The sequence below is a fragment of the Streptomyces sp. NPDC004065 genome, assembly GCF_044903565.1.
GTDB lineage: Bacteria > Actinomycetota > Actinomycetes > Streptomycetales > Streptomycetaceae > Streptomyces.
In genome coordinates this window covers 30,295-54,042 of the sequence record NZ_JBJDQT010000019.1, presented here as the reverse complement: position 1 = coordinate 54,042, position 23,748 = coordinate 30,295, and the positions used below count along the sequence as shown (strand labels likewise).

Sequence of the window (23,748 nt, the reverse complement as noted above, 5' to 3'; positions counted from 1 at the left end):
CCGCCGACTCGTTCACAGCGCTCGCTCCCGCCTGTCGTCGTTGCCGACCGGACCGGCCGGTCCACCGCGCACCCCGTGTCCCGCCCGGTCGCCATCGCCGCCCGGGGCTCCGGCGCCGGGTGCCGGGGCCCTGCCGCGGCCGGCCTCCTCCTCGACGCCGTCGTACGCGGCCAGGGCTTCGACGGCCGCCCGCCGGGCGGCCTCGGCCAGCTCGGCCGGCGCCACGATCCGGCCGTCCGGGCCCAGCCGCAGCGCCAGACGCCTGAGCGATGCCGGATCGGGGGTGCGCAGAGTGATACGGAGCCCGCCGTCGGGAAGCTCATCGGCGCTGTCGTGCGGGTAGTACTCGGCGACCCACCGGCCGCCGGGCCCGACCTCCACGACCACCTCCGGGTCCTCGGCCGCGGGCTGCACCAGCGCCTCGGACAGATCGCGCAGCTCCATCTCCGGCGGCGCGGACGGCTCGTCGAGGATCTTGATCTCGGCGACCCGGTCGAGCCGGAAGGTGCGCCGTGCCTCGGAGCGCCGGCACCAGGCCTCCACGTACGTGTGACCGACGCTGACCAGGCGGATCGGGTCGATCTCACGCTCGGTGACCTCGTCCCGCGCGGGCGAGTAGTAGCGGATCCACAGCCGGCGGCGTTCGGAGATCGCCCGGTCCACGTCGGCGAAGACACCGCCCTCGGACTCGAAGGTCACCGACAGCCGGGAGCTGGCGCCGGCTGCCTCGCCGGCCGCGGTCTCCACCTTGGCGGTCGCGCGCAGCAGCGCCTGCCGGTCGCTCTCCCGCAGGCCCGGCAGGGTGGCGACGGCGCGGGCGGCCACCAGCAGCGCGGTCGCCTCGTCGGCGGCCAGCCGCAGCGGCTCGGCCGCCTCCGCGCCGAGCGCCGCGGGGTTGTGCCACCAGATCCGCTCGCCGTCGGTGTCGATGTCCAGCAGATCGCCGCCGCGGAAGCTGGTGCCGCACATGGGCAGCACGTCGAGGTCGGAGACCAGCTCGTCCTCGGTGATGCCGAAGGCGCGCGCGACGTCCGCGACCCGGGCCCCGGGGCGCTCCCTGAGGTACGTCACCAGGGAGAGCATGCGCCGGGTCTGGTCGATGGCGTTCACGGGCCTGACCGGTTTGCCTGCCACAGTCCTGCTCGCTCCCCCTCAGCCCTTGGCCACGGCACGCAGCCGGTCCATCACGTCGGCACGCAGCTCGGCGGGTTCCAGGACCACCACGTCCGGTCCGAACTCCACCAGCCAGGCATCCAGTCCGTGCCCGTACGGAATCTCCAGCTCGTCCCAGCCGTCGCCCAGTTCCCGCACCGCGGTGGCCCTGGCCCGCAGCGGGTAGCCCGCGCCCGTGCGCAGGCGGATCCGCGCGGAGCGGTCGGCGATCTCGCCCGCCCAGCTCGCGACGGTCTCGCGCACGGTGACGACGTCGGGGACGGGAGCGGTGAAGCCGGTGCCGCGGCTGCGCACCCTGCCGGTGATCCGGGAGAGCCGGAAGACCCGCTCGGCGCCCCGGTCGCGGTCGTAGCCGGCGAGGTACCAGTGGCCGCGCCAGCACTCCAGCGCCCAGGGCTCGACGTGCCGGGTCTCCGGGCGGACGGCGCTGGCCTTGCGGTAGTCGAAGACCACCGGCCGGCGGTCGCGGCAGGCGAGCATCAGCGGCTCGAAGGCGGCCTCGTGCACCGGGATGCGCGGCTCCAGGGCGCCGTGCGCCTCGTAGGGGTCGACGTCCTCCGGCAGTCCGGCCGCGCGCAGTTTCTGCAGGGCGCCGCTGGCGGCCCCGGCCAGGCGGGCCTGCTGCCACACCTTGGCGGCCAGGCCCAGCGCGGCGGCCTCCTCGGCGTCGAGGGTGATGGGCGGCAGGCGGTTGCTGTCCCGGCGGGCGAGATAGCCGACCTCGCCGTCCAGGCCCTCCACGGTCTCGATGACCAGGCCCAGCTCGCGCAGGTCGTCCTTGTCGCGCTCGAACATGCGGTTGAAGGAGTCGTCGCTGCCCGCCGCCCGGCCCGGTCCGGAGGCCTCCACGTACGCCTCGATGGAGTCGCGCAGCTCGCGCTTGCTGAGCGGCCGGCGGGTCCCGAGCAGACACAGCGCCAGGTTCATCAGCCGCTCGGCCTTGGCAATGGCCATCGACGCCCTTCACCTTCCCTATGTGCTTACGAGCGTTGACCGTACCGCCCCGTGGTGCGCGGGCAAAAGCCGAGGGCCCATGCCCGGACAGGCATGGGCCCCAGGTGATCGGATCCCGTACGGGATCCGGCACGCCACGATCAGACCGCGACCAGGTCGCAGACGAAGATCAGCGTCTCTCCGGGCTTGATCCGGCCGCCGGCGCCGCGGTCGCCGTAGGCGAGATGCGGCGGGATGATCAGCTGGCGGCGGCCGCCGACCTTCATGCCCTGCACGCCCCGGTCCCAGCCGGCGATGACCTGGCCGACGCCGAGCTGGAAGCGCAGCGGCGTGCCGCGGTTCCAGGACGCGTCGAACTCCTCGCCGCTGGAGAAGGCCACGCCCACGTAGTGCACGGAGACGGTGTCGCCCGCCTTGGCCTCCGGCCCGTCGCCCTCCCAGATGTCCTTGATCTCGAGGTCGGCCGGGGGCTCGCCGCCCGGGAAGTCGATCTCGGGCTTCTCGATGCTCACGTCTTTCGCTCCTGCTCATCTACGACAAGGCAACGCGCACAGTCTCGCATTCCCGCCGCCCGCCCGCGCGCCCGAACCCGCCCCCGCGCGGGTCACATCACGGCCAGGATGTCCAGCGAGAACACCAGGGTGGAGCCCTTCTTGATCTCGCCGCCGGGCGGCGGGTTGTCGCCGTAGGCCAGGTCCGGGGGAACCACGATCAGCACCCGGCTGCCGACCTTCTTGCCGGTCACGCCCTGGGCGAGCCCCTTGACGATCTGTTCCATCTGCGGCAGCGCGAACTGGCTGAGCCGGCCCTGCTGGTACGTCGACTCGAACGTCTTGCCGCTCTCCCAGACCACCCCGGCGAACTGGCACAGCACGGTCTGGCCGGCCTTCACCACGGGTCCGTCGCCCTCCAGGACGTAGGCGGACACCAGCTTCTTCGGCGGGGCCGTCTTCGCCGGGATCTTCACCTCGGGGGCCTTGCCGTCGGTGTTGGTGCCCACGGTGGGCAGGCTCTTGTCCGTCTGCGGGACGGGCTTGCCCTTGGCGGAGCTCCGCGTGTTGAAGCGGTCGATCAGGTCGATGACGAAGACCAGGGTGTCGGTCCCGCTGATGCCGGCCTGGGCGTTGCCCTGGGGGCCGTAGCCCCAGGTCGGCGGCACGGCCATCTGCACCCGGCTGCCCGTCTTCTTGCCCGCGAGACCGTAGCGCCAGCCGTCGATGATGCCGCCCTGCGCCAGCTGGATGAGCAGCGGCGACTTGCGGTCGTAGGAGTTGTCGAAGACCTTCGCCGTGCTCCAGATCTGGCCCAGGTAGTGCGCCTGGATGAAGTCGTTCTCCGCGACGGCGGCGCCACGGCCCGCGATCACCGTCTTGACCGCGAGGTCCTTCGACGGCTCACCGCTGCCCTTGGCCACCGTCGGCTTCTCGCCGAACTTCGTGCCCGCGGTGATCGCCGGCAGCGGCCCGGAGACGATCTTCGGCGGCGGCGCGGCGGACGTGGCCGGGGCGGAGGGGGACGGCGTGGCGCTGTCGCTGGGCTTGCCGGAGTCGGCCTTGCCGTTGTCGCAGGCGGATAGCGTGATCAGTCCCGCGGGGACGGAAAGCAGAAGTGAGCGTCGGCGCACGGTGGGGGCCTCGTAATCGGTCGATCTTGCTGATGGCGTGCGCGCTACCTTACTGATGCGCGGGCGCCCGGACGGGTTTCGGCCCGCTCGGTTCCCGATTTCGGCCACGGCCGGACGACCCCCGGAACGGCGCCTCGGCACCATTCGGGCGCCGTACGCGGAAAACGTACGGCGCCCGGCTCTCGTTCCGGCGACTGTGCCGGCCGGTGTCTCACATTCCGGCGATGAGCTTCTCCACCCGGTCGTCCACCGAACGGAACGGGTCCTTGCACAACACGGTCCGCTGCGCCTGGTCGTTGAGCTTGAGGTGCACCCAGTCGACGGTGAAGTCCCGGCGCTGTTCCTGCGCCCGCCGGATGAAATCGCCGCGCAGCCGCGCCCGAGTGGTCTGCGGCGGGACCGACTTGCCCTCGAAGATCTTCAAGTCGTTGCAGATACGGGCGGCTTGGCCCTTCTTCTCCAGCAGGTAGTACAGGCCACGACGGCGGTGGATGTCGTGGTACGCGAGGTCTATCTGGGCGACCCGCGGATGCGACATGGTCATGTTGTGCTTGGCCCGGTACCGCTCGATGAGCTTGTACTTCATCACCCAGTCGATCTCGGTGCCGATCCGGTCCAGGTCCTCGGTCTCGATGGCGTCCAGCGTGCGGCCCCACAGCTCCAGGACCTGCTCGACCGTGCCGGTGCGGATGCCGCGGCGCTCGCAGAAGTCCACGGCCTTCTCGTAGTACTCCCGCTGCACCTCCAGCGCCGAGGCCTCCCGGCCGCTGGCCAGGCGCACCTTGCGGCGGCCCGTGATGTCGTGGCTGACCTCGCGGATCGCCCGGATCGGGTTCTCCAGGGTGAGGTCCCGCATCACCGTGCCGGCCTCGATCATGCGCAGCACCAGGTCGGTGGCGCCGACCTTCAGCAGCATCGTGGTCTCGGACATGTTCGAGTCGCCCACGATGACGTGCAGCCGGCGGTAGCGCTCGGCGTCCGCGTGCGGCTCGTCGCGCGTGTTGATGATGGGCCGGGAACGCGTCGTCGCCGAGGAGACGCCCTCCCAGATGTGCTCGGCCCGCTGGCTCACGCAGTACACGGCCCCGCGCGGGGTCTGCAGGACCTTACCGGCGCCGCACAGCAGCTGCCGGGTGACCAGGAAGGGAATGAGGATGTCCGCGAGCCGGGAGAACTCCCCGTGCCGTGCCACCAGGTAGTTCTCGTGGCAGCCGTAGGAGTTGCCCGCCGAGTCCGTGTTGTTCTTGAAGAGGTAGACGTCGCCCGCGATTCCCTCCTCGTGCAGGCGTCGTTCCGCGTCTACCAGGAGTCCTTCGAGAATGCGCTCGCCGGCCTTGTCGTGGGTGACCAGTTCGATCACATTGTCACATTCGGGTGTCGCATATTCCGGATGTGACCCCACGTCGAGATAGAGCCGGGCGCCGTTTCGCAGAAAGACATTGCTGCTGCGGCCCCATGACACGACACGGCGGAAGAGGTACCGCGCCACCTCGTCAGGCGACAGGCGGCGCTGTCCCCTGAACGTGCACGTGACGCCGTACTCGTTCTCCAGCCCGAAAATGCGGCGGTCCATGAGGGAACATTACGCCCGATCCCCCGAGCTGAAACGGGGTTCGGCAGCACGATTTGGATCATTTTCCGGTGAAGCCGCAACGACCGCGCCCCCGGCGGGAGCTGCGAGGACCCGTCCGGTGGCCATCAGGACCAGCAACGACACGGCCCCGGCCGCACCCGGCACGGCGAAGCCCCACAGCGCGCCACCCGCCTGGACCACCGGTCCCGCCACCCCCGTTCCGGCGGACGCGCCCACGGTGAAGGTGGTCACGAGCCAGGAGAACGCCTCGGTGACCGTCCCGGCCGGCGCGTGCCGGTCCACGATGACGAACGCGCAGGCGATGCAGGGCGCCAGGAACACCCCCGACAGCATCGTCAGCCCCACCATGGCCACCGCGCCGGGCATCAGCGTGAGCGGCAGGTAACACACCGCCAGAAGGGCCACCAGCACACGCAGTCGCCGCTCGGGCACACCTGTGAACCGGCGCGCGCCGTAGACGCTGCCGCCCGCCAGCGCGCCCAGCCCCAGCGCCGCCATCAGCCATCCGTACACCGCGTCGCCCCCGTGGGCGTCCGCGTAGGGCACGGCGGCGACCGTGATGGACCCCAGCGCGATGCCGACGAACAGGAAGGCCCCGAGCAGGGCCAGCAGGCCGGGCGAGCGCAGCGCGCCCAGCCAGTGCGCCTCCCGGGGCGCCGAGCGCCAGGCCCGCGAGGGCGGCGAGAGGACCACGGACAGGGCGCCCAGGACCCCGATGAGGTTGAGCACCACCAGCGCGGTCCGCGCCGACCACAGCGACACGCACAGGGTCACCAGCAAGGGTCCGGCGGTGAACATGACTTCCTGCGCCACCGCGTCCATGGCGTACGCGGTGTGCACCTGCTCCGGCCGGCGCAGCACCGCGGGCCACAGGGCGCGCAGACCGCCCTCCAGGGGCGGGGTGAACAGGCCGGCGGCCGCCACGGCCGGGTACGCGAGCGCGCGCGGCTCGGTGCCGGCCACGGCGAACACGGTCATCGCCAGCGCCGCGGCGAGGGCGGCGGGCAGCTGGACGCGGGGCTGCCCGTACAGGTCGACGAGCCGGCCCAGCACGGGCTGGCCGGCCGCGTTGGCCACGCCGTACACCGCGGCCAGCGCCCCGGCGAGGCTGTACGTGCCGCCCTCGGCGCGCACGAACAGCACGATCGCGATGGCGGCGGTCGCGTTCGGCAGCCGCCCCACCAGGGTGCCGGTCAGCAGCCGGGCGGCGTGCCGCGCCCGGAGGATCTCCAGGTATCCCGCGAATCCCGCGGTCATCGCTCCCGCCCTTCGTCGCCACCGGCCCGCCGGGGTGCGGGTCCTCCGGTGAAGTTTTACGTATAACGCGCTCGGCCATACGTACCATGTGCGCTGTTCGCCAGTCCAGACGACGTCCGTGAGCCGCGAGGCGCACGACCCCACGAACAGGAGCAGCCGCGCGGTGGCACCAGCTAGCACGCGTCCCACCAGCCGTGACGTCGCCCGGGCCGCCGGGGTGTCCCAGGCCGCCGTCTCGCTGGTGCTGGGCGGCAAGTGGCGCGGCCGGGTCTCGGAGGCCACCGCCGAACGGGTCCGGCGGGCCGCCCTCGATCTCGGCTACCGGCCCAACCTGGCCGCCCGCAATCTTCGCCTGGGCAGCACCCGCACGGTGCTCCTCGTCGTCCCGGCGCTCACCACGGAGTTCTTCGCGGGCGTCTACACGGGTGCGGCCCGGGTCGCCGCCGAGCACGGGTTCGGCGTGGTCCTCTACCCCTCCCCCGAGGGCGTCGGCCCGGCCCGGAACCCCTTCGCCTCCGCGCAGGCCGCCCTGGACGGCGTGATCGCCTCCTCCATGGCCGCCGACGCGCTCACCGCCATCCGCGGCGACCAGCTGCCCCTGGTGATGCTGGACAGCGACCCCGAGGGCAGCCTGGGCGCCGCCACGGTGAACCTGGACATCGCCGACGGCGTGCGCCAGGTCGCCGCGCATCTGCTGGACCTCGGCCACCGGCGTTTCCTGCACCTCGCCGCGGACGTGCCCTCCTGGACCTTCGAGGTACGGGCCCGGGAGCTCGCCGCCCGTGTGGGCGCGGTGCCCGGGACCACCCTGCGCACCGCCCGCGCCCCCATCTCCATCGAGGACGCCGTGGCCGCCACCGAGGCCGCGCTCGGCGCCCCGGGGCCCCGGCCGACCGCCCTGGTCTGCGACGACGACAAACTGGCCGCGGGCGCCTACAAGGCCCTGCGGCGCCTGGGTCTGCGCGTGCCCGACGACATGTCCGTCACCGGGCTGGACGACCTCGCCCTCGCCACGGCCATCGACCCCGAGCTGACCACGGTGCGGCTGGACGCCGAGCTGTTCGGCGAGCGGGGGATGCGGGCCCTGCTGGCGGTCCTGGAGGGCGGCGTCCCGGAGGGCGGGGACATCCCGGTGGAGCTGGTCGTCCGGGGGTCCACGGCCCCGCCCGCCGCCCGCTGAGCACCGCCGGGCGCCGCCCGCCGCCCGCCGAGCCGCGCTGCGCCCCGCCGGAAGTGACTGGCGCCCCGCAACGCCCGGTGCCCCGGCCGGATCACCGGGCGGGGCACCTGAGCGGGACGACCGGGAAGGGCGGGCCGGGCCGGCTACTCCTCCTCGGAGGCGTTCTCGCCGGAGCCCTCCGCCTGCGCGGCCGTGCCGTCGGCCTCCAGCAGCCGGGCGAGCTGCCGGCCGACGATGCGGCGGAACTTGCGCTTCTGCGGACGCGTCCGGTCCAGCACCGCCACCTCCAGGCGCTCGGCGGGGATCTCCCGCTCGCTGCCGTTGGTGTCCCGGGACAGGGCCTGCACCGCCAGCTTCAGCACCTCGGCCAGCGTCATGCCGTCCCGGTGCCGCTGGTCCAGGTAGCCGCTGATCTGCTCGGCGTTGCCGCCGACCGCCACCGAGCCGTGCTCGTCGACGATCGACCCGTCGTGCGGCAGCCGGTAGATCTGGTCGCCCTCCGGGGTCTCCCCCACCTCGGCGACCACCAGCTCCACCTCGTAGGGCTTCTCCGCCGCGCTGGAGAAGATCGTGCCCAGCGTCTGGGCGTAGACGTTGGCCAGCCCGCGGGCGGTGACGTCGTCCCGGTCGTAGGTGTAACCGCGCAGGTCGGCGTAGCGGACGCCGCCGATGCGCAGGTTCTCGTACTCGTTGTACTTGCCGGCGGCGGCGAAGCCGATCCGGTCGTAGATCTCGCTGAACTTGTGCAGCGCGCGGGACGGATTCTCACCGACGAACACGATTCCGTCGGCGTACTGCAGCACGACCAGGCTGCGACCGCGGGCGATGCCCTTGCGGGCGTACTCCGCCCGGTCGGCCATGGCCTGCTGGGGTGACACGTAGAACGGCGTCGACACCGGTTATCCGTCCCTTTCTGTGGCAGTCACTTCGATCACCTTCACACGTCCCGGCCGCCGCTACAGCAGCGCGGCGCGCGGGCCGTCGGGCTGCTCCAGACGCCGCTGGAGCACCGAGCGGGCGATCTCGGAGGACTCGTCCTCGGTGAGCCGGCGGAAACCCCCGTCGGTGATCACGGTGACGATCGGATAGATCCGGCGGGCGACGTCGGGACCGCCGGTCGCCGAGTCGTCGTCTGCCGCGTCGTACAGCGCCTGGACCACCAGCGTGGTCGCCTCTTCCTCGTTCAGGTCCTCGCGGTAGAGCTTCTTCATGGCACCGCGCGCGAAGATCGAGCCGGAGCCGGTCGCCGCGTAGCCGTGCTCCTCGGAACGGCCGCCGGTGACGTCGTAGGAGAAGATGCGCCCCTTGTCGCGGTCCACGTCGTAGCCGGCGAAGAGCGGCACCACGGCCAGGCCCTGCATGGCCATGCCCAGGTTGGAGCGGATCATGGTCGACAGCCGGTTCGCCTTGCCCTCCAGCGACAGCTGCGTCCCCTCGACCTTCTCGAAGTGCTCCAGCTCGAGCTGGAACAGCTTCACCATCTCCACGGCCAGGCCGGCGGTGCCGGCGATGCCGACCGCGGAGTACTCGTCGGCGGGGAACACCTTCTCGATGTCGCGCTGCGCGATGACGTTGCCCATCGTGGCCCGCCGGTCACCGGCCAGCACGACGCCCCCCGGGAACGTCACGGCCACGATGGTCGTGCCGTGCGGCGCCTCCAGGACGCCCTGCGTGGGCGGCAGCTGCCGGTTGCCGGGCAGCAGCTCCGGCTGGTGCTCGGAGAGGAAGTCCATGAACGAGGAGGACCCAGGCGTCAGGAAGGCAGCTGGTAGACGCCCGGTGCTACGAGTGTTGGCTTCCACGCGTTTCCTTCCAGGTAGTCGGCAGCTCGGTGCGCGGCGTCCGGGACCGTCCCGCAACAGGCCGAGGCCGGAATTGCAGTTGAAGCACAGTACGCCACGGACCCTACCCGTCTTGTGGCGGTGATCCACACGAACGGCGGAAGCCTTCGCCGGGCCCGCCGCGAGCCCTCTGCGGCCCCCGGCCGGGGCGGCATGCCGGGAAGCGAGGACTGCGTGCGGCGCGGTCCCACCGCACCGCACGCAGCACCTCGCCGACCTGCTCGTCCGCCGCCGCTCCGCCCGCCCTCCTCCGCAGGGAAGGAGGAAGGGGCCTACTGGCCGCCCTTCTGGACGAAGGACCGCACGAAGTCCTCGGCGTTGGCCTCGAGCACGTCGTCGATCTCGTCGAGGACGTCGTCGACGTCGTCGCTCAGCTTCTCGTGCCGTTCCTTGAGGTCGTCGCTCGCCTGGGCGTCCTGCGCCTGCTCCTCGACCTCCTCGGTGGAGCGCGTGGCCTTCTGCTGGCCGCCGCCGGTGTCCTTCGTTGCCATATCCCTCACCCCGCTCAGTTCGCCCGACATGGTCGGCAGGTCGGCATTCCTGCCGATCGGTGATGATCAGACCCTACAAGCCGGGTCCGACATCGGCCCCGCAGTTTCTCCAACGTACGGGGGCCATCTCGATGATTCCCGGACGCCGGGGTTTCCACCCCGCGCCGGCCGCCCGGCCCGGGTACCCGTTCAGCCGCCGGACAGGACCCTGACCAGGTCCTCGGCCGTGCGGCAGCGGTCCAGCAGCTCCTTGACGTGATTACGCGTTCCGCGAAGCGGTTCCAGGGTTGGGACGCGCTGGAGGGAGTCGCGGCCCGGCAGGTCGAAGATGACCGAGTCCCAGGAGGCCGCGGCCACGTCGTCGGCGTACTGCTCCAGGCAGCGGCCCCGGAAGTAGGCCCGGGTGTCCTCCGGCGGCTTCCTGCGGGCCCGGTCCACCTCGGACTCGTCCAGGAGGCGCTTGACGCGTCCGCGGGCCACCAGACGGTTGTACAGGCCCTTCTCGGGGCGGACGTCGGCGTACTGCAGGTCGACCAGGTGCAGGCGGGCGGCGTCCCAGTCCAGGCCGTCGCGGCGCCGGTAGCCCTCCATGAGCTCCCGCTTGGCGACCCAGTCCAGCTCGCCGGCCAGGCTCATGGGGTCGTTCTCCAGACGGTTGAGGGTGTCCTCCCAGCGGGCCAGGACGTCCTTGGTCTGCTCGTCGGCGTCCGCGCCGAACCGCTCCTCCACGTACTTGCGCGACAGCTCGAAGTACTCCATCTGGAGCTGGACCGCGGTGAGGGTCCGGCCGCTGCGCAGGGTGATCAGGCGCTTGAGGCCGGGATCGTGCGAGACCTGGTGCAGGGTGCGCACGGGCTGGTCCACGGCCAGGTCGACCGCGATGAAGCCGTCCTCGATCATGGAGAGGACCAGGGCGGTCGTGCCCAGCTTGAGGTAGGTGGAGATCTCCGACAGGTTGGCGTCGCCGATGATCACGTGCAGCCGGCGGTACTTCTCGGCGTCGGCGTGCGGCTCGTCGCGGGTGTTGATGATGGGGCGCTTCAGCGTCGTCTCGAGGCCGACCTCCACCTCGAAGTAGTCGGCGCGCTGGCTGAGCTGGAAACCGTGCTCGTGGCCGTCCTGGCCGATGCCGACGCGGCCGGCGCCGGCGAAGACCTGGCGGGAGACGAAGAAGGGCGTCAGGTGGCGCACGATGTCGGAGAAGGCGGTCTCCCGCTTCATCAGGTAGTTCTCGTGCGTGCCGTAGCTGGCGCCCTTGTTGTCGGTGTTGTTCTTGTACAGGTGGATCGGCTGGGCCCCGGGCAGCTGGGCGGCCCGTTCGGCGGCCTCGGCCATGATCCGCTCACCGGCCTTGTCCCACAGCACGGCGTCGCGCGGATTGGTGACCTCCGGCGCGCTGTACTCGGGGTGGGCGTGGTCGACGTAGAGCCGTGCGCCGTTGGTCAGGATGACGTTGGCCAGGCCGATGTCCTCGTCGGTGAGCTGGCTGGCGTCGGCGGCCTCCCGCGCGAGGTCAAAGCCTCGCGCGTCCCGCAGCGGGTTCTCCTCCTCGAAGTCCCACCGGGCCCGGCGGGCCCGGTGCATCGCCGCCGCGTAGGCGTTGACGATCTGGGACGAGGTGAGCATGGCATTGGCATTGGGGTGGCCGGGGACGGAGATCCCGTACTCCGTCTCGATGCCCATTACTCGCCGTACGGTCATGCGGCCCTCCTTGCCCGGCGGCGCCCTCGGTCGTGGGCGGCGCTCAAGTACCGCTGATGCCCGGGTGCCTGTGCGGTGCCCGTCCCCGCACTGCGCGACCCGGCGGTACGAAAGAGCCTAGAACGCCTTTGCGCTGGTGGGGAGATCATTTGCGTCATTGCCTGCTCCAGCCGTGGCCCGGAGAAACAGGTCGGCTGCGGGTACCCGCGAAGGGCACCCGCAGCCGCCCCGCCTTTACAGGTACTGACCGGTGTTCGCCACCGTGTCGATGGAGCGTCCGGTGTCCGCGCCCTGCTTTCCGGTGATGAGGGTGCGGATGTAGACGATCCGCTCGCCCTTCTTTCCGGAGATCCGGGCCCAGTCGTCCGGGTTGGTGGTGTTGGGCAGGTCCTCGTTCTCCTTGAACTCGTCCACGCAGGCCTGGAGCAGGTGGGAGACGCGGAGGCCCTTCTGGTTCTTCTCGAGGAAGTCCTTGATCGCCATCTTCTTGGCGCGGCCCACGATGTTCTCGATCATGGCGCCGGAGTTGAAGTCCTTGAAGTACAGGACTTCCTTGTCGCCGTTGGCGTAGGTGACCTCCAGGAAGCGGTTCTCCTCGGATTCGGCGTACATGTGCTCGACCGCGGTCTGGATCATGCCCTGGACCGTCGCGTCCTTGTCGCCGCCGTGTTCCGCGAGGTCGTCCGCGTGCAGCGGGAGACGCTCGGTGAGGTACTTGCCGAAGATGTCCTTGGCCGCCTCGGCGTCCGGACGCTCGATCTTGATCTTCACGTCCAGCCGGCCGGGCCGCAGGATGGCCGGGTCGATCATGTCCTCGCGGTTGGAGGCGCCGATCACGACCACGTTCTGCAGGCCCTCGACGCCGTCGATCTCGGCGAGCAGCTGCGGGACGATGGTGTTCTCCACGTCCGAGCTGACGCCGGAGCCGCGGGTGCGGAACAGGGACTCCATCTCGTCGAAGAAGACGATCACGGGAGTGCCCTCGCTGGCCTTCTCCCGTGCGCGCTGGAAGACGAGTCGGATCTGCCGCTCGGTCTCGCCGACGTACTTGTTCAGCAGCTCGGGGCCCTTGATGTTGAGGAAGAAGCTCTTGCCCGCGGCCTGCCCCGTCACCTCGGCCACCTTCTTGGCGAGCGAGTTGGCGACGGCCTTGGCGATGAGCGTCTTGCCGCATCCGGGCGGGCCGTAGAGCAGCACACCCTTGGGCGGACGCAGTTCGTGCTCCTTGAACAGGTCCGGGTACAGGTACGGCAGCTCGACGGCGTCGCGGATGGCCTCGATCTGGTTCCCGAGGCCGCCGATCTGCTCGTAGCCGATGTCGGGGACCTCTTCGAGGACGAGTTCCTCGACCTCGCTCTTGGGCACGACCTCGTAGACGTAACCGGAGCGGGGCTCCAGGAGCAGGGCGTCGCCGGGGCGGATGGTGACGTCGAGCAGCGGCTCGGCGAGCCGTACCACCCGCTCCTCGTCGGTGTGCCCGAGCACCAGGGCGCGCTCGCCGTCCTCGAGGATCTCCTTGAGGGTGACGATGTCGCCGACGCGCTCGAACTCCATGGCCTCGACCACGTTCAGCGCCTCGTTGAGCATCAGCTCCTGGCCGCGCCTGAGCTCGTCGAGGTCGACGCTGGGGCTGACGTTCACCCTCAGCTTGCGGCCGCCGGTGAAGATGTCGGCGGTGCCGTCCTCGTTCGCCTGCAGGAAGACACCGAAGCCGGCCGGCGGCTGGGCGAGCCGGTCGACCTCCTCCTTGAGGGCCACGATCTGGTCGCGGGCCTCGCGGAGCGTGTTCGCGAGCCGTTCGTTCTGCGCGGACACGCCGGCCAGGTTGGTCTGCAGCTCGACGATCCGCTCTTCGAGAATCCTCGTGTGTCGCGGAGAGTCGGCGAGCTTGCGTCGCAGGACGGCGATCTCCTGCTCAAGGTAGGCGATCTGCCCGGCCGGGTCTTCGGACCCTCGTCCCGGGCGGATGCCGCGGTTCATGTCGTCGTCGTGGGCTGCCACGGTCCTCACCTCCTCCAAGGGGAGCTGGACGCTTCCAGACCCTACCTGGGTGGGTGTCGATTGAAACCCCTAGATCACAAAGACTGTCGGGGTGTGTCCGATCTTCACCCTTGCGCTCTCCCTCACGCCAGGGGAATACCCACCGAACATGATTGGAAAGCCGTCAAGGGTAGGGTCGAGATGTTCAACACCCGTCGGAGCTGGCCGGATTCCCGTACGGCCCGACGTGACACGGCAGGAGAGACGATCGTGCAGCAGCGGACCTCGGACGGTGGCGAGGCACTGGAGGTCTGGATCGACCAGGATCTGTGCACCGGTGACGGCATCTGCGTGCAGTACGCACCCGAGGTGTTCGAGCTGGACATCGACGGCCTGGCGTACGTGAAGGGCGCGGACGACGAACTGCTGCAGGACAGGGGCGCGGCAACGCCCGTACCGCTGCCGCTGCTCACGGACGTGGCGGCCTCGGCGAAGGACTGCCCGGGCGAGTGCATCCATGTACGCCGGGTTTCGGACGGGGTCGAGGTCCACGGTCCGGACGCTGAGTGATGCACCAGGTGCGCCTGGTGACCTCTGTCTGATTCCTCACACCGTGCGAGGGGAGCCGCTGGGGCACGGGCGGCCCCCGGTCAGACGCTGTGTGCCGCGGAGGGCGCGGAACGGACGAACGCGCCGTTCTTCCACTGCCACTTCACGCTGTCCTTCAGATCGGGACAGCAATTGGGCACCTCGGGCGAGGAGTAGCCGAGCAGCGTGGCGGTGACCACGCCGGCGCGCACGGTGAAGTCCTTGACCGTGTACCGGTCCTTGGTGGCTATGAGGGTGGCGACCACGCGCGCGGTGCGGGCGCCCTCGGCCCGGGTGAGGACGTAGACGGCGTCGGGCGGCGTGCCCATCGAGCCGTCGCAGTGCACGACGGCCACCGTCTCCGGGCGCCCGTCGCCGTCGAGGTCGCCGGACGCCTTCTTGACCACGACCGGCTTCAGCGGCCCGCATTCGATGGGGAACGTCACGCCCGCGGTGTCCGGGGGCGCCGCCGCGGCGGGGGCGGCCCGGTCCCGGGCGCCGGAGGGCTGCGCGGCGGTGGCGGAGCCGGGCTGCAGCAGCGGGGAGACGGCGATGACCCCGGCCACGGCCGTGGCGGTCGCGACCCAGTGGATGGGCCGGGTGTGGGTGTGTGCCAGTTCCGGAGCGGCGGGGTGCTGCACTGGGCGTGTCTCCCGTGAGGGCTGTGCCGGTGGGGGGTGGCCAGCATCGTGCCACACGTCACAGGAGGGGGGAACGGGTGGGTGGGTACCCGGCCGGGTCCGGGCGCCGCGGGCGTGCTGGTGCGGTGTCAACGCGAGGGCGCCGTGGCGGAGTTCCCGTCCTTCCGGGGAACTCCGCCACGGCGCCCGTACGTTGTCCGCGTGCCCTGGGCGGCGGCGGGGGCCGGGTCAGCGGCCGGCGCCTCCGTCGGCGTTGGGGCCCTCGTAGTCCTCGCCGTAGGCGCCCTTGGCGGGGCGGCGGCGGCGCATGGGCGGCTCGACTCCGTCGGCGAGGCGGCGGGCGGTGAGCAGGAAGCCGGTGTGCCCGATCATCCGGTGGTCGGGGCGGACGGCCAGGCCCTCGATGTGCCAGTTGCGGATCATCGTCTCCCAGGCGGTCGGCTCGTTGAAGCAGCCGATCTCCCGGATGGACTCCACGGTCCGGGCGAGCTGGGTGGTGGTCGCGACGTAGCAGCACAGGATGCCGCCCGGCACGAGCGCCTTGGAGACGGCCTCCAGGCACTCCCAGGGCGCGAGCATGTCGAGGATGACGCGGTCGACGTCGGTGTCCGACAGGTTGTCCTGGAGGTCCCCGACGGTCAGCTGCCAGGCGGGGTGCGGACCGCCGAAGTAGCGCTCGACGTTGGCCTGGGCGATCTCGGCGAAGTCCGCGCGGCGCTCGTAGCTGTGCAGCATGCCCTGGTCGCCGATGGCCCGCAGCAGGAAGCTGCTGAGCGAGCCGGAGCCCACGCCGGCCTCCACGACGCGTGCGCCGGGGAAGATGTCGGCGAAGGCGAGGATCTGTCCCGCGTCCTTGGGATAGACGACGGCCGCCCCTCGGGGCATGGACAGGACGTAGTCGGGGAGCAGGGGACGCAGCGCGAGGTAGGCCACGTTGCCGGTGGTGCGGACAACGCTGCCCTCGGGTGCGCCGATCAGTTCGTCGTGCGGGAAGGAACCCTTGTGGGTGTGGAAGTTCTTCCCGGCCTCGAGCGTGAACGTGTAGTGGCGGCCCTTGGGGTCGGTCAGCTGTACCTGGTCCCCGACCTTGAAGGGCCCGCGGCGGCGGGCGGCACCGGTCGGTTCGGACATGTGACCAGCCTACCGGTCCGGCGGGGGGCCGCCGACCACACGGAGGGGGCGCCGGTGGCCGGTGGCGGGTGGCCTGTGGGGGGCGGCGGGTGGCCGGTGGGGGGCGACGGGCTTACGGGCGCCGGGCCTACGGGTGCCGGGCACCGGCGCCGGGATCCGGCTACGAGGGCTGGGGGCGGGCCATGGCCTTGACGAAGGCGCGCTCGACGTCGGCGGCGGACAGCACGCCGTAGATCTCGCCGGTCTCCTCGACCACGAGGTACTCCGTCGCCGGGGTGGCGCGCAGCACGTCCAGCAGCTCCTCACCGGCGAGCTCGGCGGAGACCCGCATCCCCTCGGTGAGGTCCTGGGCGAGTTCGCTGGCGTACACCCAGGGGCGGCGGTGCTCGGGGACGCCCGCGATCGCGGACTCGCGGACCAGGGACAGCGGCTCGCCCTGGCCGTCGACGACGACCAGGGCGCGGGCGCCGGCCGCGTTGGCCCGGCGCAGCGCCTCGGCGAGGGAGGTGTTGGTCTCCACCGGGACGGCACGGCGGGTCAGGGTGCGGGCGCGCAGTTCGGGCAGGTGCTCGCGCAGGCGGGCCATGCGCAGGCTGTTGCCGGCGCCGGTCCAGATGATCGCGGCGAGGATCGCGGCGAGCAGGGCGTCGGTGACCGTGTCCATGCCGACGCTGTCCTCGGCGGGGGAGCCGAGGGTGCCGGACTGGGTGAGCAGCGGCAGTCCGATCAGTACGGAGACGGCGAGGGCGCGGCCCACCCAGGCGGCGGCCACGGTGCCGCTCATCGGCCTGCCGGTGATCTTCCAGACGACGGCGCGCAGCATGCGGCCGCCGTCGAGGGGCAGACCGGGAAGGAGGTTGAAGACGGCGACGATGAGGTTGGAGATCATCAGCCCGGCCAGCAGGACCCCGAGGACCGTGCCCGGCTCGACGGGCTGGAGCGCCAGATAGAAGACACCGGCCAGGACCAGGGAGAGCAGGGGTCCGACGAAGGCGAGGACGAATTCGCGTCCGGGGGTCTCGGCCTCCTTCTCGATCTCGGAGACGCCGCCGAAGAACTGGAGCTGGATGCGGCGCACCGGGAGCTTGAAGCGGAGGGCGGCGACGGTGTGGGCCAGCTCGTGGACGAGGACGGAGGCGTAGAAGGCGACGGCGAAGAACAGGGAGACGAGGTAGCGGGCCGCGCCGAGCTCGGGCAGCACGCGGTCGAGCTGCCCGCCGAACACCCAGGTGATCAGCGCGGCGACCAGGAACCAGCTGGGGGCGACGTACACGGGCACACCGAAGGGGCGGCCCATGAGCAGCCCGCCGCCCGGCTCCCGCGGCCTGCGCGGCGGCGTGCCGCCGCCCCGGCCGGCCGGGGAGTGCGCGTGGGCCCGGTCGGGGTGGGCGTCGGGGCCGTCGCCCGGACGCCCGCCCGCGGCGGGGGCCGGGGCGCCCCAGGGGGCGGGGCGCCGGCCGGCCGGAGCGCCGGCCTGCGCCGGTGCGCCGGCGTCCGGCGGCGTCTGCGCGGGGCCGGCTTCGGGTCCGGGTCCGGCGTCGGGTCCGGGGCCGGGCGGGCGGGAGTCGTCGGCCGCACCGACCGCGGTCGGCTCCTCGCGCTCCTCCCCCGGCGCGCCGCCGGCCGGGCGGCCGTCGGTTCCCCCGCCCTCGCCCGTGCGCTCGCCGGCCGCGGCGCGGTCGGCCGGATCCCGGTGGTCCCCGGCCGGCGCGCGGCCGGCGGCCTGACCCGGACCGGCGGGCTCGACGCGCTCCGCGGGCTGCTCGCGGGTCGCCGCTTCCGTGCTGCCCGCAGCGTCCGCGCTGCCCGCAGCGTCCGCGCTGTCCGCAGCGTCCGCGGTCTCCGCGCGGTCCGCGGGCGTCGCTTCGTCGGCGGGCTCCGGGCCGCGCTCGGCCGGTCCGGTCCCGGGTCGTGCGGCACCGGCGGCCGGGGCCCCGGGACCCGTGGGGCGCTCGGCCGTCTCGTCGTTTCCGGGACGCGGCTGCCCGCTCCCGCCGCTCACGTCCACGGTGTCCCCTCGTTCGAAGCGCGTCTCCCGCGCCTGACGGCCGGAAGGTTACGGGTCGATGGTATGCGGCCGGGGCGGACGGTTCCGCCCGGCACCCCCTCTGTCTTCCCCGTCGGCGCGGGCATCATCACGGCGGCTGGGTCACTGTCGGTGGCCGGCCGTAAGGTCGGTGCCATGGAGACGACCACGGAGGCCGGGGCGGCACACCCCGGGAACGGCGACGCACCCGGACGCCCTGCGGCGCCGGCGCCGGAGGCGGGCACCGGCGCCCCGGCCACCGAGCCTGCCGCGCCCCCGGCCGCGACACCGGAACCGGCCCCCGCACGAGCGGCGGGCGCCCCCGCCCGGGGGGCCGTGCCGGAACCGCCCCCTGGAGGGGGCGCGAGCACATCCGCTGCGGGACCGGCCCGGGAAGCTGACACCGCCCCGGCCACCGCGGGCACCGCGACCGCACCGGCTCGGGAACCGGACGCGGCACCCGCCCCTGTACGGGTCGCCAGCGCACCCGCTCCGGGACCGGCCCCCGAACCGGACACGGCCCCGGCCACCGCGGCCACCGCGACCGCACCGGCTCCGGAACCGGACGCGGCACCCGCCCCTGTACGGGTCGCCAGCGCACCCGCTCCGGGACCGGCCCCCGAACCGGACACGGCCCCAGCCACCGCGGCCACCGCGACCGCACCGGCTCCGGAACCGGACGCGGAACCGGACACGGCACCCGCCCCGGGACCAGCCGCGGGCCCACTCGCCCCGGACCCCGCCCCCGAACCGGACACGGCACCCGCCCCGGGACCAGCCGTGGGCCCACTCGCCCCGGACCCCGCCCCCGAACCGGACACGGCACCGGCACCGGCACCGGCACCGGCACCGGCACCGGCACCCAGCCAAGCCACAGCCGCGCCCGCCCCGGAACCGGCCCCCGCACCCGGCGACGCCCCGGGAACCCCGGCGGCGGGTCCCGGCGCCGCGGCCGGGCCTGTCGCCCGCCCGGCGTCCGGCGCCCCGGCCGAACCCGGCGCTCCCCCGGTCCCCGCCGCCCCTCCCGAGCCCCACGCTTCTCCGGCGGCCGGCGCCGCCGCACCGGGCGCCGGGACGGCGGCGGGTGACGGGGCCGCCGGTGTGGCAGCCGCGGCCGGTGAGGGTCGGGGCGGCCCGGGCGGGGTGCCCTCCTCGTTGTCGCCCTCCCGGGCCGGGGACTTCATGCAGTGCCCGTTGCTGTACCGGTTCCGGGTGATCGACCGGCTGCCGGAGAAGCCGAGCGAGGCGGCGACCCGGGGCACCCTGGTGCACGCCGTGCTCGAGCGGCTCTTCGACGCCCCGGCCGCCGAGCGGACCGCGCCCCGCGCCAAGTCGCTGATCCCCGGCCAGTGGGACCGGCTGCGCGAGAGCAGGCCGGAGCTGATGGAGCTGTTCGCCGGCGACACCGACGGCGAGCGGCTGGCCGGCTGGCTGGCGCAGGCCGAGCAGCTCGTCGAGCGGTGGTTCACCCTGGAGGACCCCACGCGGCTGGAGCCGGCCGAGCGGGAGCTGTTCGTGGAGGCCGAGCTCGACTCGGGGCTGCGGCTGCGCGGCATCATCGACCGGGTGGACGTGGCGCCCACGGGCGAGGTGCGGATCGTCGACTACAAGACCGGCAAGGCCCCCCGCCCCGAGTACGCCGAGGGCGCGCTGTTCCAGATGAAGTTCTACGCCCTGGTGGTCTGGCGGCTGAAGAAGGTCGTGCCCCGCCGGCTCCAGCTGGTGTATCTCGGCAGCGGCGACGTGCTGACGTACGACCCGGTGCTGGCCGATCTGCAGCGGGTGGAGCGCAAGCTGCTCGCCCTGTGGGAGGCGATCCGGCGGGCCACCGAGACCGGTGACTGGCGGCCGCGTCCCACGAAGCTGTGCGGCTGGTGCGACCACCGGGCCCACTGCCCGGAGTTCGGCGGCACTCCCCCGCCCTACCCGCTGCCCGTGAGGGCGGCGGTCACCGGCGGTGACGCGCAGGGCAGAATGGGGCCGGACTAGCGAAGGAGACTCACGTGGCCATCCGCGTCCTACTCGTCGACGACCAGCCCCTGCTGCGCACCGGATTCCGCATGATCCTCGAGGCGGAGCAGGACATCGCGGTCGTGGGCGAGGCCGGAGACGGCCTGCAGGCCCTGGACCAGGTGCGCGCCCTGCAGCCCGACGTGGTGCTGATGGACATCCGCATGCCCCGGATGGACGGCGTGGAGGCGACCCGCCAGATCACCGGCCCCGGCCGGGACGGCCCGGCCAAGGTGCTGGTGCTGACCACGTTCGACCTCGACGAGTACGTGGTGGAGGCGCTGCGGGCCGGCGCGAGCGGCTTCCTGCTCAAGGACGCCCCCGCCAACGAACTGGTGCAGGCGATCCGGGTGGTGGCGGCCGGCGAGGCGATGCTGGCGCCCAGCATCACGCGGCGGCTGCTGGACAAGTACGCCACCCATCTGCCCTCCGGGGACGAGCCGGTGCCCGACACCCTGCACACCCTCACCGAGCGGGAGGTGGAGGTGCTCAAGCTGGTGGCGCGCGGGCTGTCGAACGCGGAGATCGCCGCCGACCTGTTCGTCAGCGAGACGACGGTCAAGACGCATGTCGGGCATGTGCTGACCAAGCTGGGCCTGCGGGACCGCGTGCAGGCCGCGGTGTACGCCTACGAGAGCGGTCTGGTGCGCCCCGGCGCGCAGTGACCGCGGGCGGCGGCAACCTACGCACGAGGGCACGCACGAGGGCGCCCCTCCCGGATTCCGGGAGGGGCGCCCTCGTGTCGTCGGTGGCCGCCGTCAGGCGCCCACGCCCCGGCCGAGCTCCCACAGCTGCAGCGTGGAGGAGGAGTTGAGCGCGTACGAGGCGCCCGTGATGTCGTCCCGGGCGGCGATGTACTGCTTGCCCTGCCACAGCGGCAGCAGCGGCACGTCGTTCGCGACGATGTCCTGCATCTCCGTCAGGCTCGAGGAGGCGGCCAGCCGGTCGGCCTCGCGGCGGGACTCCGGGATGAGCGTCTTGCGGATCTTGCTGTTGGCGTACGGCGTGTTGAGGGTGTTGTCCTTGTCGAGGAACGGCGCCAGGTAGTTGTCCGCGTCCGGGAAGTCGGGGAACCAGCCCATGCCGTAGACGTCGTAGGCGCCCTTCTGCTCCGCCGTGCGGAACTTGGACCACGGTGCGCCCTGGATGCTCACGTCGAACAGGCCGCTGGCGTTGAGCTGCTGCCGCAGGATCTGGAACTCCTTGGCGGTGGCCGGGCCGTAGTGGTCGGTCGTGTAGTGCATCGTCAGCTTGACCGGGGTGGTGATGCCGGCCTGCTGCAGCAGCGACTTGGCCTTGCTGACGCTGGGGTCGCCGTACTTGTTGAAGAACGAGTTGGAGTGCCCGGTGACGCTGGCCGCGACGAGCGAGTACAGCGGCTCGGCCTGGCTGCCGTAGACCTTGGAGACGAGCTCGCTGCGGTTGACGACCTGGGCCATCGCCTGGCGCACGGCCTTGCTCTTCACCGACGAGGCGTCGGTGTTGAAGCCGAGGTAGCGGATCTCCAGACCGGGCATCTCGACCAGGTCGATGTCGCCGCCGGAGGCGTTGGAGAGCTTGCGGATCTGCTCCGGCGACATGGTGCGGGTCATGACGTCGATGTCACCCTTGCTCAGGGCGTCGCCCATCGCGTCCGCGTCCTCGTAGGAACGCATCTCCACCTTGTCGTTGTTGACCTTCAACGTCCCCTTGTAGTTGGGGTTCTTGGTGAAGACGGCGCCGATGAGAACGTTGTCCTGGACCTCGCCCTTCATCGTGTACGGGCCGGAGCCGTCCACGTCGAAGCCGTCGCGCAGCTTGTTCTTCTCGTAGTCCTTGGAGCTGACGATGCCCGCGACGGGCGTCGACAGCTTGTACGGGAAGGTGGCGTCGGCGGTGTTGAGGTGGAAGATGACCTCGCGGTCGCCCTGGGTCTCCACGGTGTCGACGGTGGACAGCAGCGAGGCCACGCCGGAGGGGGCCTTGATGGCGCGGGCACGGTCGATGGAGTACTTCACGTCGGCCGCGGTGACGCGGTCGCCGTCGGCGAACTTCAGGCCCTCGCGCAGGGTGCAGGCGTAGCGCTCGTTGCCGCTGTCGGTGAAGCCGCACTTCTCGGCGGCCTCGGGGACGGGCTCGCCGTCGCCCTTGGGCTGGATCATCAGGGTCTGCACCGTCTGGCGCAGGATGTTCCAGGTGCCGACGTCGTAGGCGGACGCCGGGTCGATCGGCGCGGGGTCCTCCTTCGAGGCGGTGAACCGGTCGGTGGTGCCGACGACGATGGCGTCGCCGCTCTTGCTGCCGCTGTCGGACCCGCCGCAGCCGGCAAGAACCGGGGCGAGCAGGCCGGCTACGGCCGACAGCACCAAAGTCTTGCGGTTCATGCTCGAGTTTCTCCAGAGCTGTGATGTCCGTGTACCCGCCAAGCAGGGGTTGTTGCGACGGTTCACGGGGGTAGGGGCGATGTTCTCGCGACGAGATTAGTCGGCGCCCGCAGCAGGGTTCGCAGCCACCGGAGTTGAGTTCCCATCACGCAGCGGAACCGGGTGCGGACGGTCCGAAAACCCGCCACCGGAAGGATTAGTGCAGCGTTCCATCAATCGGGACACAAGGGCGTGCGGGCGCCGCACCAAAGGGGGTGAACAGCACACCTCGGGCCCCTTGTCGACCCCCGGCGGAGTGGCGAAACTCACACCTTCGTCCCGGTGGACGCGCACCCGAATTCGGCCATCCGGCCATGTTCGAATTCCTTCGGTGGCCCTGCGCCGGGCATTTCCTGTTCGCTTTTGCACGCTCGGTGAACAGCTAGGGCATTTCTGTCATCAGGCTGTGCAGAAAGGGCAGGTCCACCTCTTCGAGGGAGGTGACCACGGTGCGGCGCGGCGCCGGGGAGATGGGCGCGACGGACGGCACCGCGACGACCCGGCACCCGGCGGCCTCGGCCGCGGCGACTCCGGTGGCGGTGTCCTCGACGACCGCGCACCTGGCCGGGTCCACGCCCAGGCCGGAGGCGGCCAGCAGATAGGGGTCGGGGTGCGGCTTGGTGCGGGACACCTCGTCGCCGGCCACCGACAGGCGGAAGTGGTGGGCGCCGAGCGAGGTCAGCACCCGGTCGATGATGCGCCGGTGGGAGGCGGAGACCAGGGCGGTGGGGATCCGGTGGGCGGACAGCTCGGCCAGCAGCCGCTTGGCGCCCGGCATCAGCGGCAGCGCGTGCCGGATACGGCTCTCGAAGCCGTCGTTCAGCAGGACCATGACCTCGGCGAGGGTGACGGCGGCGCCGGTGGCCTCGATCAGGAAGCCGGCGCTGCGGGCCATCGGGCCGCCGACCACCACATGTCTCCAGGACTCGTCGAGCACGTGGCCCAGGGCGGCGAAGACCTCGACCTCCACCTCCCACCAGAAGCCCTCGGTGTCCACCAGGGTGCCGTCCATGTCGAGGAGCACGGCCTGCAGGGCCGACCCCTCGGCCGTACGGGTGCCGAGGGCGGGGACCGTACTGGTCATCCGGCATACCTCCTTGAGGGACGATCAGGCCGGTTCCCGCGCGGGAACCGGCCTGCAGTGGACCGACCAGT

Annotated in this window: 20 protein-coding genes; 4 read left to right on the top strand and 16 right to left on the bottom strand. The window is 72.1% G+C overall.

Annotated features, from left to right (window positions below; translation table 11 throughout):
- Positions 1–12: 12 nt before the first annotated feature.
- The 6 genes from ACI2LW_RS20515 to ACI2LW_RS20490 form a co-directional block, all read right to left on the bottom strand.
- Positions 13–1,134 carry a helix-turn-helix transcriptional regulator gene (locus ACI2LW_RS20515; protein ID WP_404732631.1) on the bottom strand — a complete coding sequence of 374 codons (1,122 nt, stop codon included), beginning with the start codon at positions 1,132–1,134 and terminating at the stop codon, positions 13–15.
- Between the two features lie 18 nt (positions 1,135–1,152).
- On the bottom strand, positions 1,153–2,127 hold the full coding sequence (locus tag ACI2LW_RS20510; RefSeq protein ID WP_404732630.1) for a helix-turn-helix transcriptional regulator: 975 nt from the start codon (positions 2,125–2,127) through the stop codon (positions 1,153–1,155).
- A gap of 140 nt (positions 2,128–2,267) precedes the next feature.
- Positions 2,268–2,639, bottom strand: a complete 372-nt coding sequence (locus ACI2LW_RS20505; protein WP_404732629.1) for an FKBP-type peptidyl-prolyl cis-trans isomerase — start codon at positions 2,637–2,639, stop codon at positions 2,268–2,270.
- 92 nt (positions 2,640–2,731) lie between these two features.
- Positions 2,732–3,751, bottom strand: a complete 1,020-nt coding sequence (locus ACI2LW_RS20500) for an FKBP-type peptidyl-prolyl cis-trans isomerase (RefSeq protein ID WP_404732628.1) — start codon at positions 3,749–3,751, stop codon at positions 2,732–2,734.
- Between the two features lie 211 nt (positions 3,752–3,962).
- The gene (pafA, locus tag ACI2LW_RS20495; protein WP_381079727.1) at positions 3,963–5,324 is read right to left on the bottom strand and encodes a Pup--protein ligase; all 1,362 of its coding nucleotides are present in this window, start codon (positions 5,322–5,324) and stop codon (positions 3,963–3,965) included.
- 9 nt (positions 5,325–5,333) lie between these two features.
- On the bottom strand, positions 5,334–6,602 hold the full coding sequence (locus tag ACI2LW_RS20490; RefSeq protein WP_404732627.1) for an MFS transporter: 1,269 nt from the start codon (positions 6,600–6,602) through the stop codon (positions 5,334–5,336).
- Between the two features lie 163 nt (positions 6,603–6,765).
- On the opposite strand from ACI2LW_RS20490, the gene ACI2LW_RS20485 reads away from it, so the two are divergent.
- On the top strand, positions 6,766–7,782 hold the full coding sequence (locus tag ACI2LW_RS20485) for a LacI family DNA-binding transcriptional regulator (protein WP_404732626.1): 1,017 nt from the start codon (positions 6,766–6,768) through the stop codon (positions 7,780–7,782).
- Positions 7,783–7,925: 143 nt separating this feature from the next.
- On the opposite strand, the gene prcA is transcribed toward ACI2LW_RS20485, so the two are convergent.
- The 5 genes from prcA to arc all read right to left on the bottom strand — a co-directional run bounded on the left by prcA (position 7,926) and on the right by arc (position 13,816).
- Positions 7,926–8,678, bottom strand: coding sequence for a proteasome subunit alpha (gene prcA / locus ACI2LW_RS20480; RefSeq protein ID WP_404732625.1), 753 nt, complete (start codon positions 8,676–8,678; stop codon positions 7,926–7,928).
- 60 nt (positions 8,679–8,738) lie between these two features.
- Positions 8,739–9,584, bottom strand: a complete 846-nt coding sequence (gene prcB / locus ACI2LW_RS20475) for a proteasome subunit beta (RefSeq protein ID WP_404732718.1) — start codon at positions 9,582–9,584, stop codon at positions 8,739–8,741.
- 311 nt (positions 9,585–9,895) lie between these two features.
- Positions 9,896–10,114, bottom strand: a complete 219-nt coding sequence (locus ACI2LW_RS20470) for a ubiquitin-like protein Pup (protein ID WP_404732624.1) — start codon at positions 10,112–10,114, stop codon at positions 9,896–9,898.
- Positions 10,115–10,303: 189 nt separating this feature from the next.
- Positions 10,304–11,815, bottom strand: coding sequence for a depupylase/deamidase Dop (gene dop / locus ACI2LW_RS20465; RefSeq protein ID WP_404732623.1), 1,512 nt, complete (start codon positions 11,813–11,815; stop codon positions 10,304–10,306).
- 234 nt (positions 11,816–12,049) lie between these two features.
- Positions 12,050–13,816, bottom strand: coding sequence for a proteasome ATPase (arc, locus tag ACI2LW_RS20460; RefSeq protein ID WP_404732622.1), 1,767 nt, complete (start codon positions 13,814–13,816; stop codon positions 12,050–12,052).
- Between the two features lie 249 nt (positions 13,817–14,065).
- Between arc and ACI2LW_RS20455 the strand changes: the two genes are divergently transcribed.
- The gene (locus ACI2LW_RS20455) at positions 14,066–14,365 is read left to right on the top strand and encodes a ferredoxin (RefSeq protein ID WP_404732621.1); all 300 of its coding nucleotides are present in this window, start codon (positions 14,066–14,068) and stop codon (positions 14,363–14,365) included.
- 80 nt (positions 14,366–14,445) lie between these two features.
- On the opposite strand, the gene ACI2LW_RS20450 is transcribed toward ACI2LW_RS20455, so the two are convergent.
- From ACI2LW_RS20450 to ACI2LW_RS20440, 3 genes are all read right to left on the bottom strand, one after another.
- Positions 14,446–15,024: a hypothetical protein gene (locus tag ACI2LW_RS20450; protein ID WP_404732620.1), complete on the bottom strand. Its 579-nt coding sequence runs from the start codon at positions 15,022–15,024 to the stop codon at positions 14,446–14,448.
- Positions 15,025–15,252: 228 nt separating this feature from the next.
- Complete coding sequence (locus ACI2LW_RS20445) at positions 15,253–16,155, bottom strand: tRNA (adenine-N1)-methyltransferase (protein WP_276109401.1); 903 nt, start codon at positions 16,153–16,155, stop codon at positions 15,253–15,255.
- Positions 16,156–16,315: 160 nt separating this feature from the next.
- On the bottom strand, positions 16,316–18,163 hold the full coding sequence (locus ACI2LW_RS20440) for a site-2 protease family protein (protein ID WP_404732619.1): 1,848 nt from the start codon (positions 18,161–18,163) through the stop codon (positions 16,316–16,318).
- A 1,119-nt stretch (positions 18,164–19,282) separates the two neighbouring features.
- Between ACI2LW_RS20440 and ACI2LW_RS20435 the strand changes: the two genes are divergently transcribed.
- Both ACI2LW_RS20435 and ACI2LW_RS20430 read left to right on the top strand, forming a co-directional pair.
- The gene (locus tag ACI2LW_RS20435) at positions 19,283–20,170 is read left to right on the top strand and encodes a RecB family exonuclease (RefSeq protein ID WP_404732618.1); all 888 of its coding nucleotides are present in this window, start codon (positions 19,283–19,285) and stop codon (positions 20,168–20,170) included.
- 14 nt (positions 20,171–20,184) lie between these two features.
- The gene (locus tag ACI2LW_RS20430) at positions 20,185–20,856 is read left to right on the top strand and encodes a response regulator transcription factor (protein WP_030179609.1); all 672 of its coding nucleotides are present in this window, start codon (positions 20,185–20,187) and stop codon (positions 20,854–20,856) included.
- 93 nt (positions 20,857–20,949) lie between these two features.
- On the opposite strand, the gene ACI2LW_RS20425 is transcribed toward ACI2LW_RS20430, so the two are convergent.
- Both ACI2LW_RS20425 and ACI2LW_RS20420 read right to left on the bottom strand, forming a co-directional pair.
- On the bottom strand, positions 20,950–22,554 hold the full coding sequence (locus tag ACI2LW_RS20425) for an ABC transporter substrate-binding protein (protein ID WP_404732617.1): 1,605 nt from the start codon (positions 22,552–22,554) through the stop codon (positions 20,950–20,952).
- Between the two features lie 421 nt (positions 22,555–22,975).
- Complete coding sequence (locus tag ACI2LW_RS20420) at positions 22,976–23,677, bottom strand: HAD family hydrolase (RefSeq protein WP_404732616.1); 702 nt, start codon at positions 23,675–23,677, stop codon at positions 22,976–22,978.
- Positions 23,678–23,748: the final 71 nt, after the last annotated feature.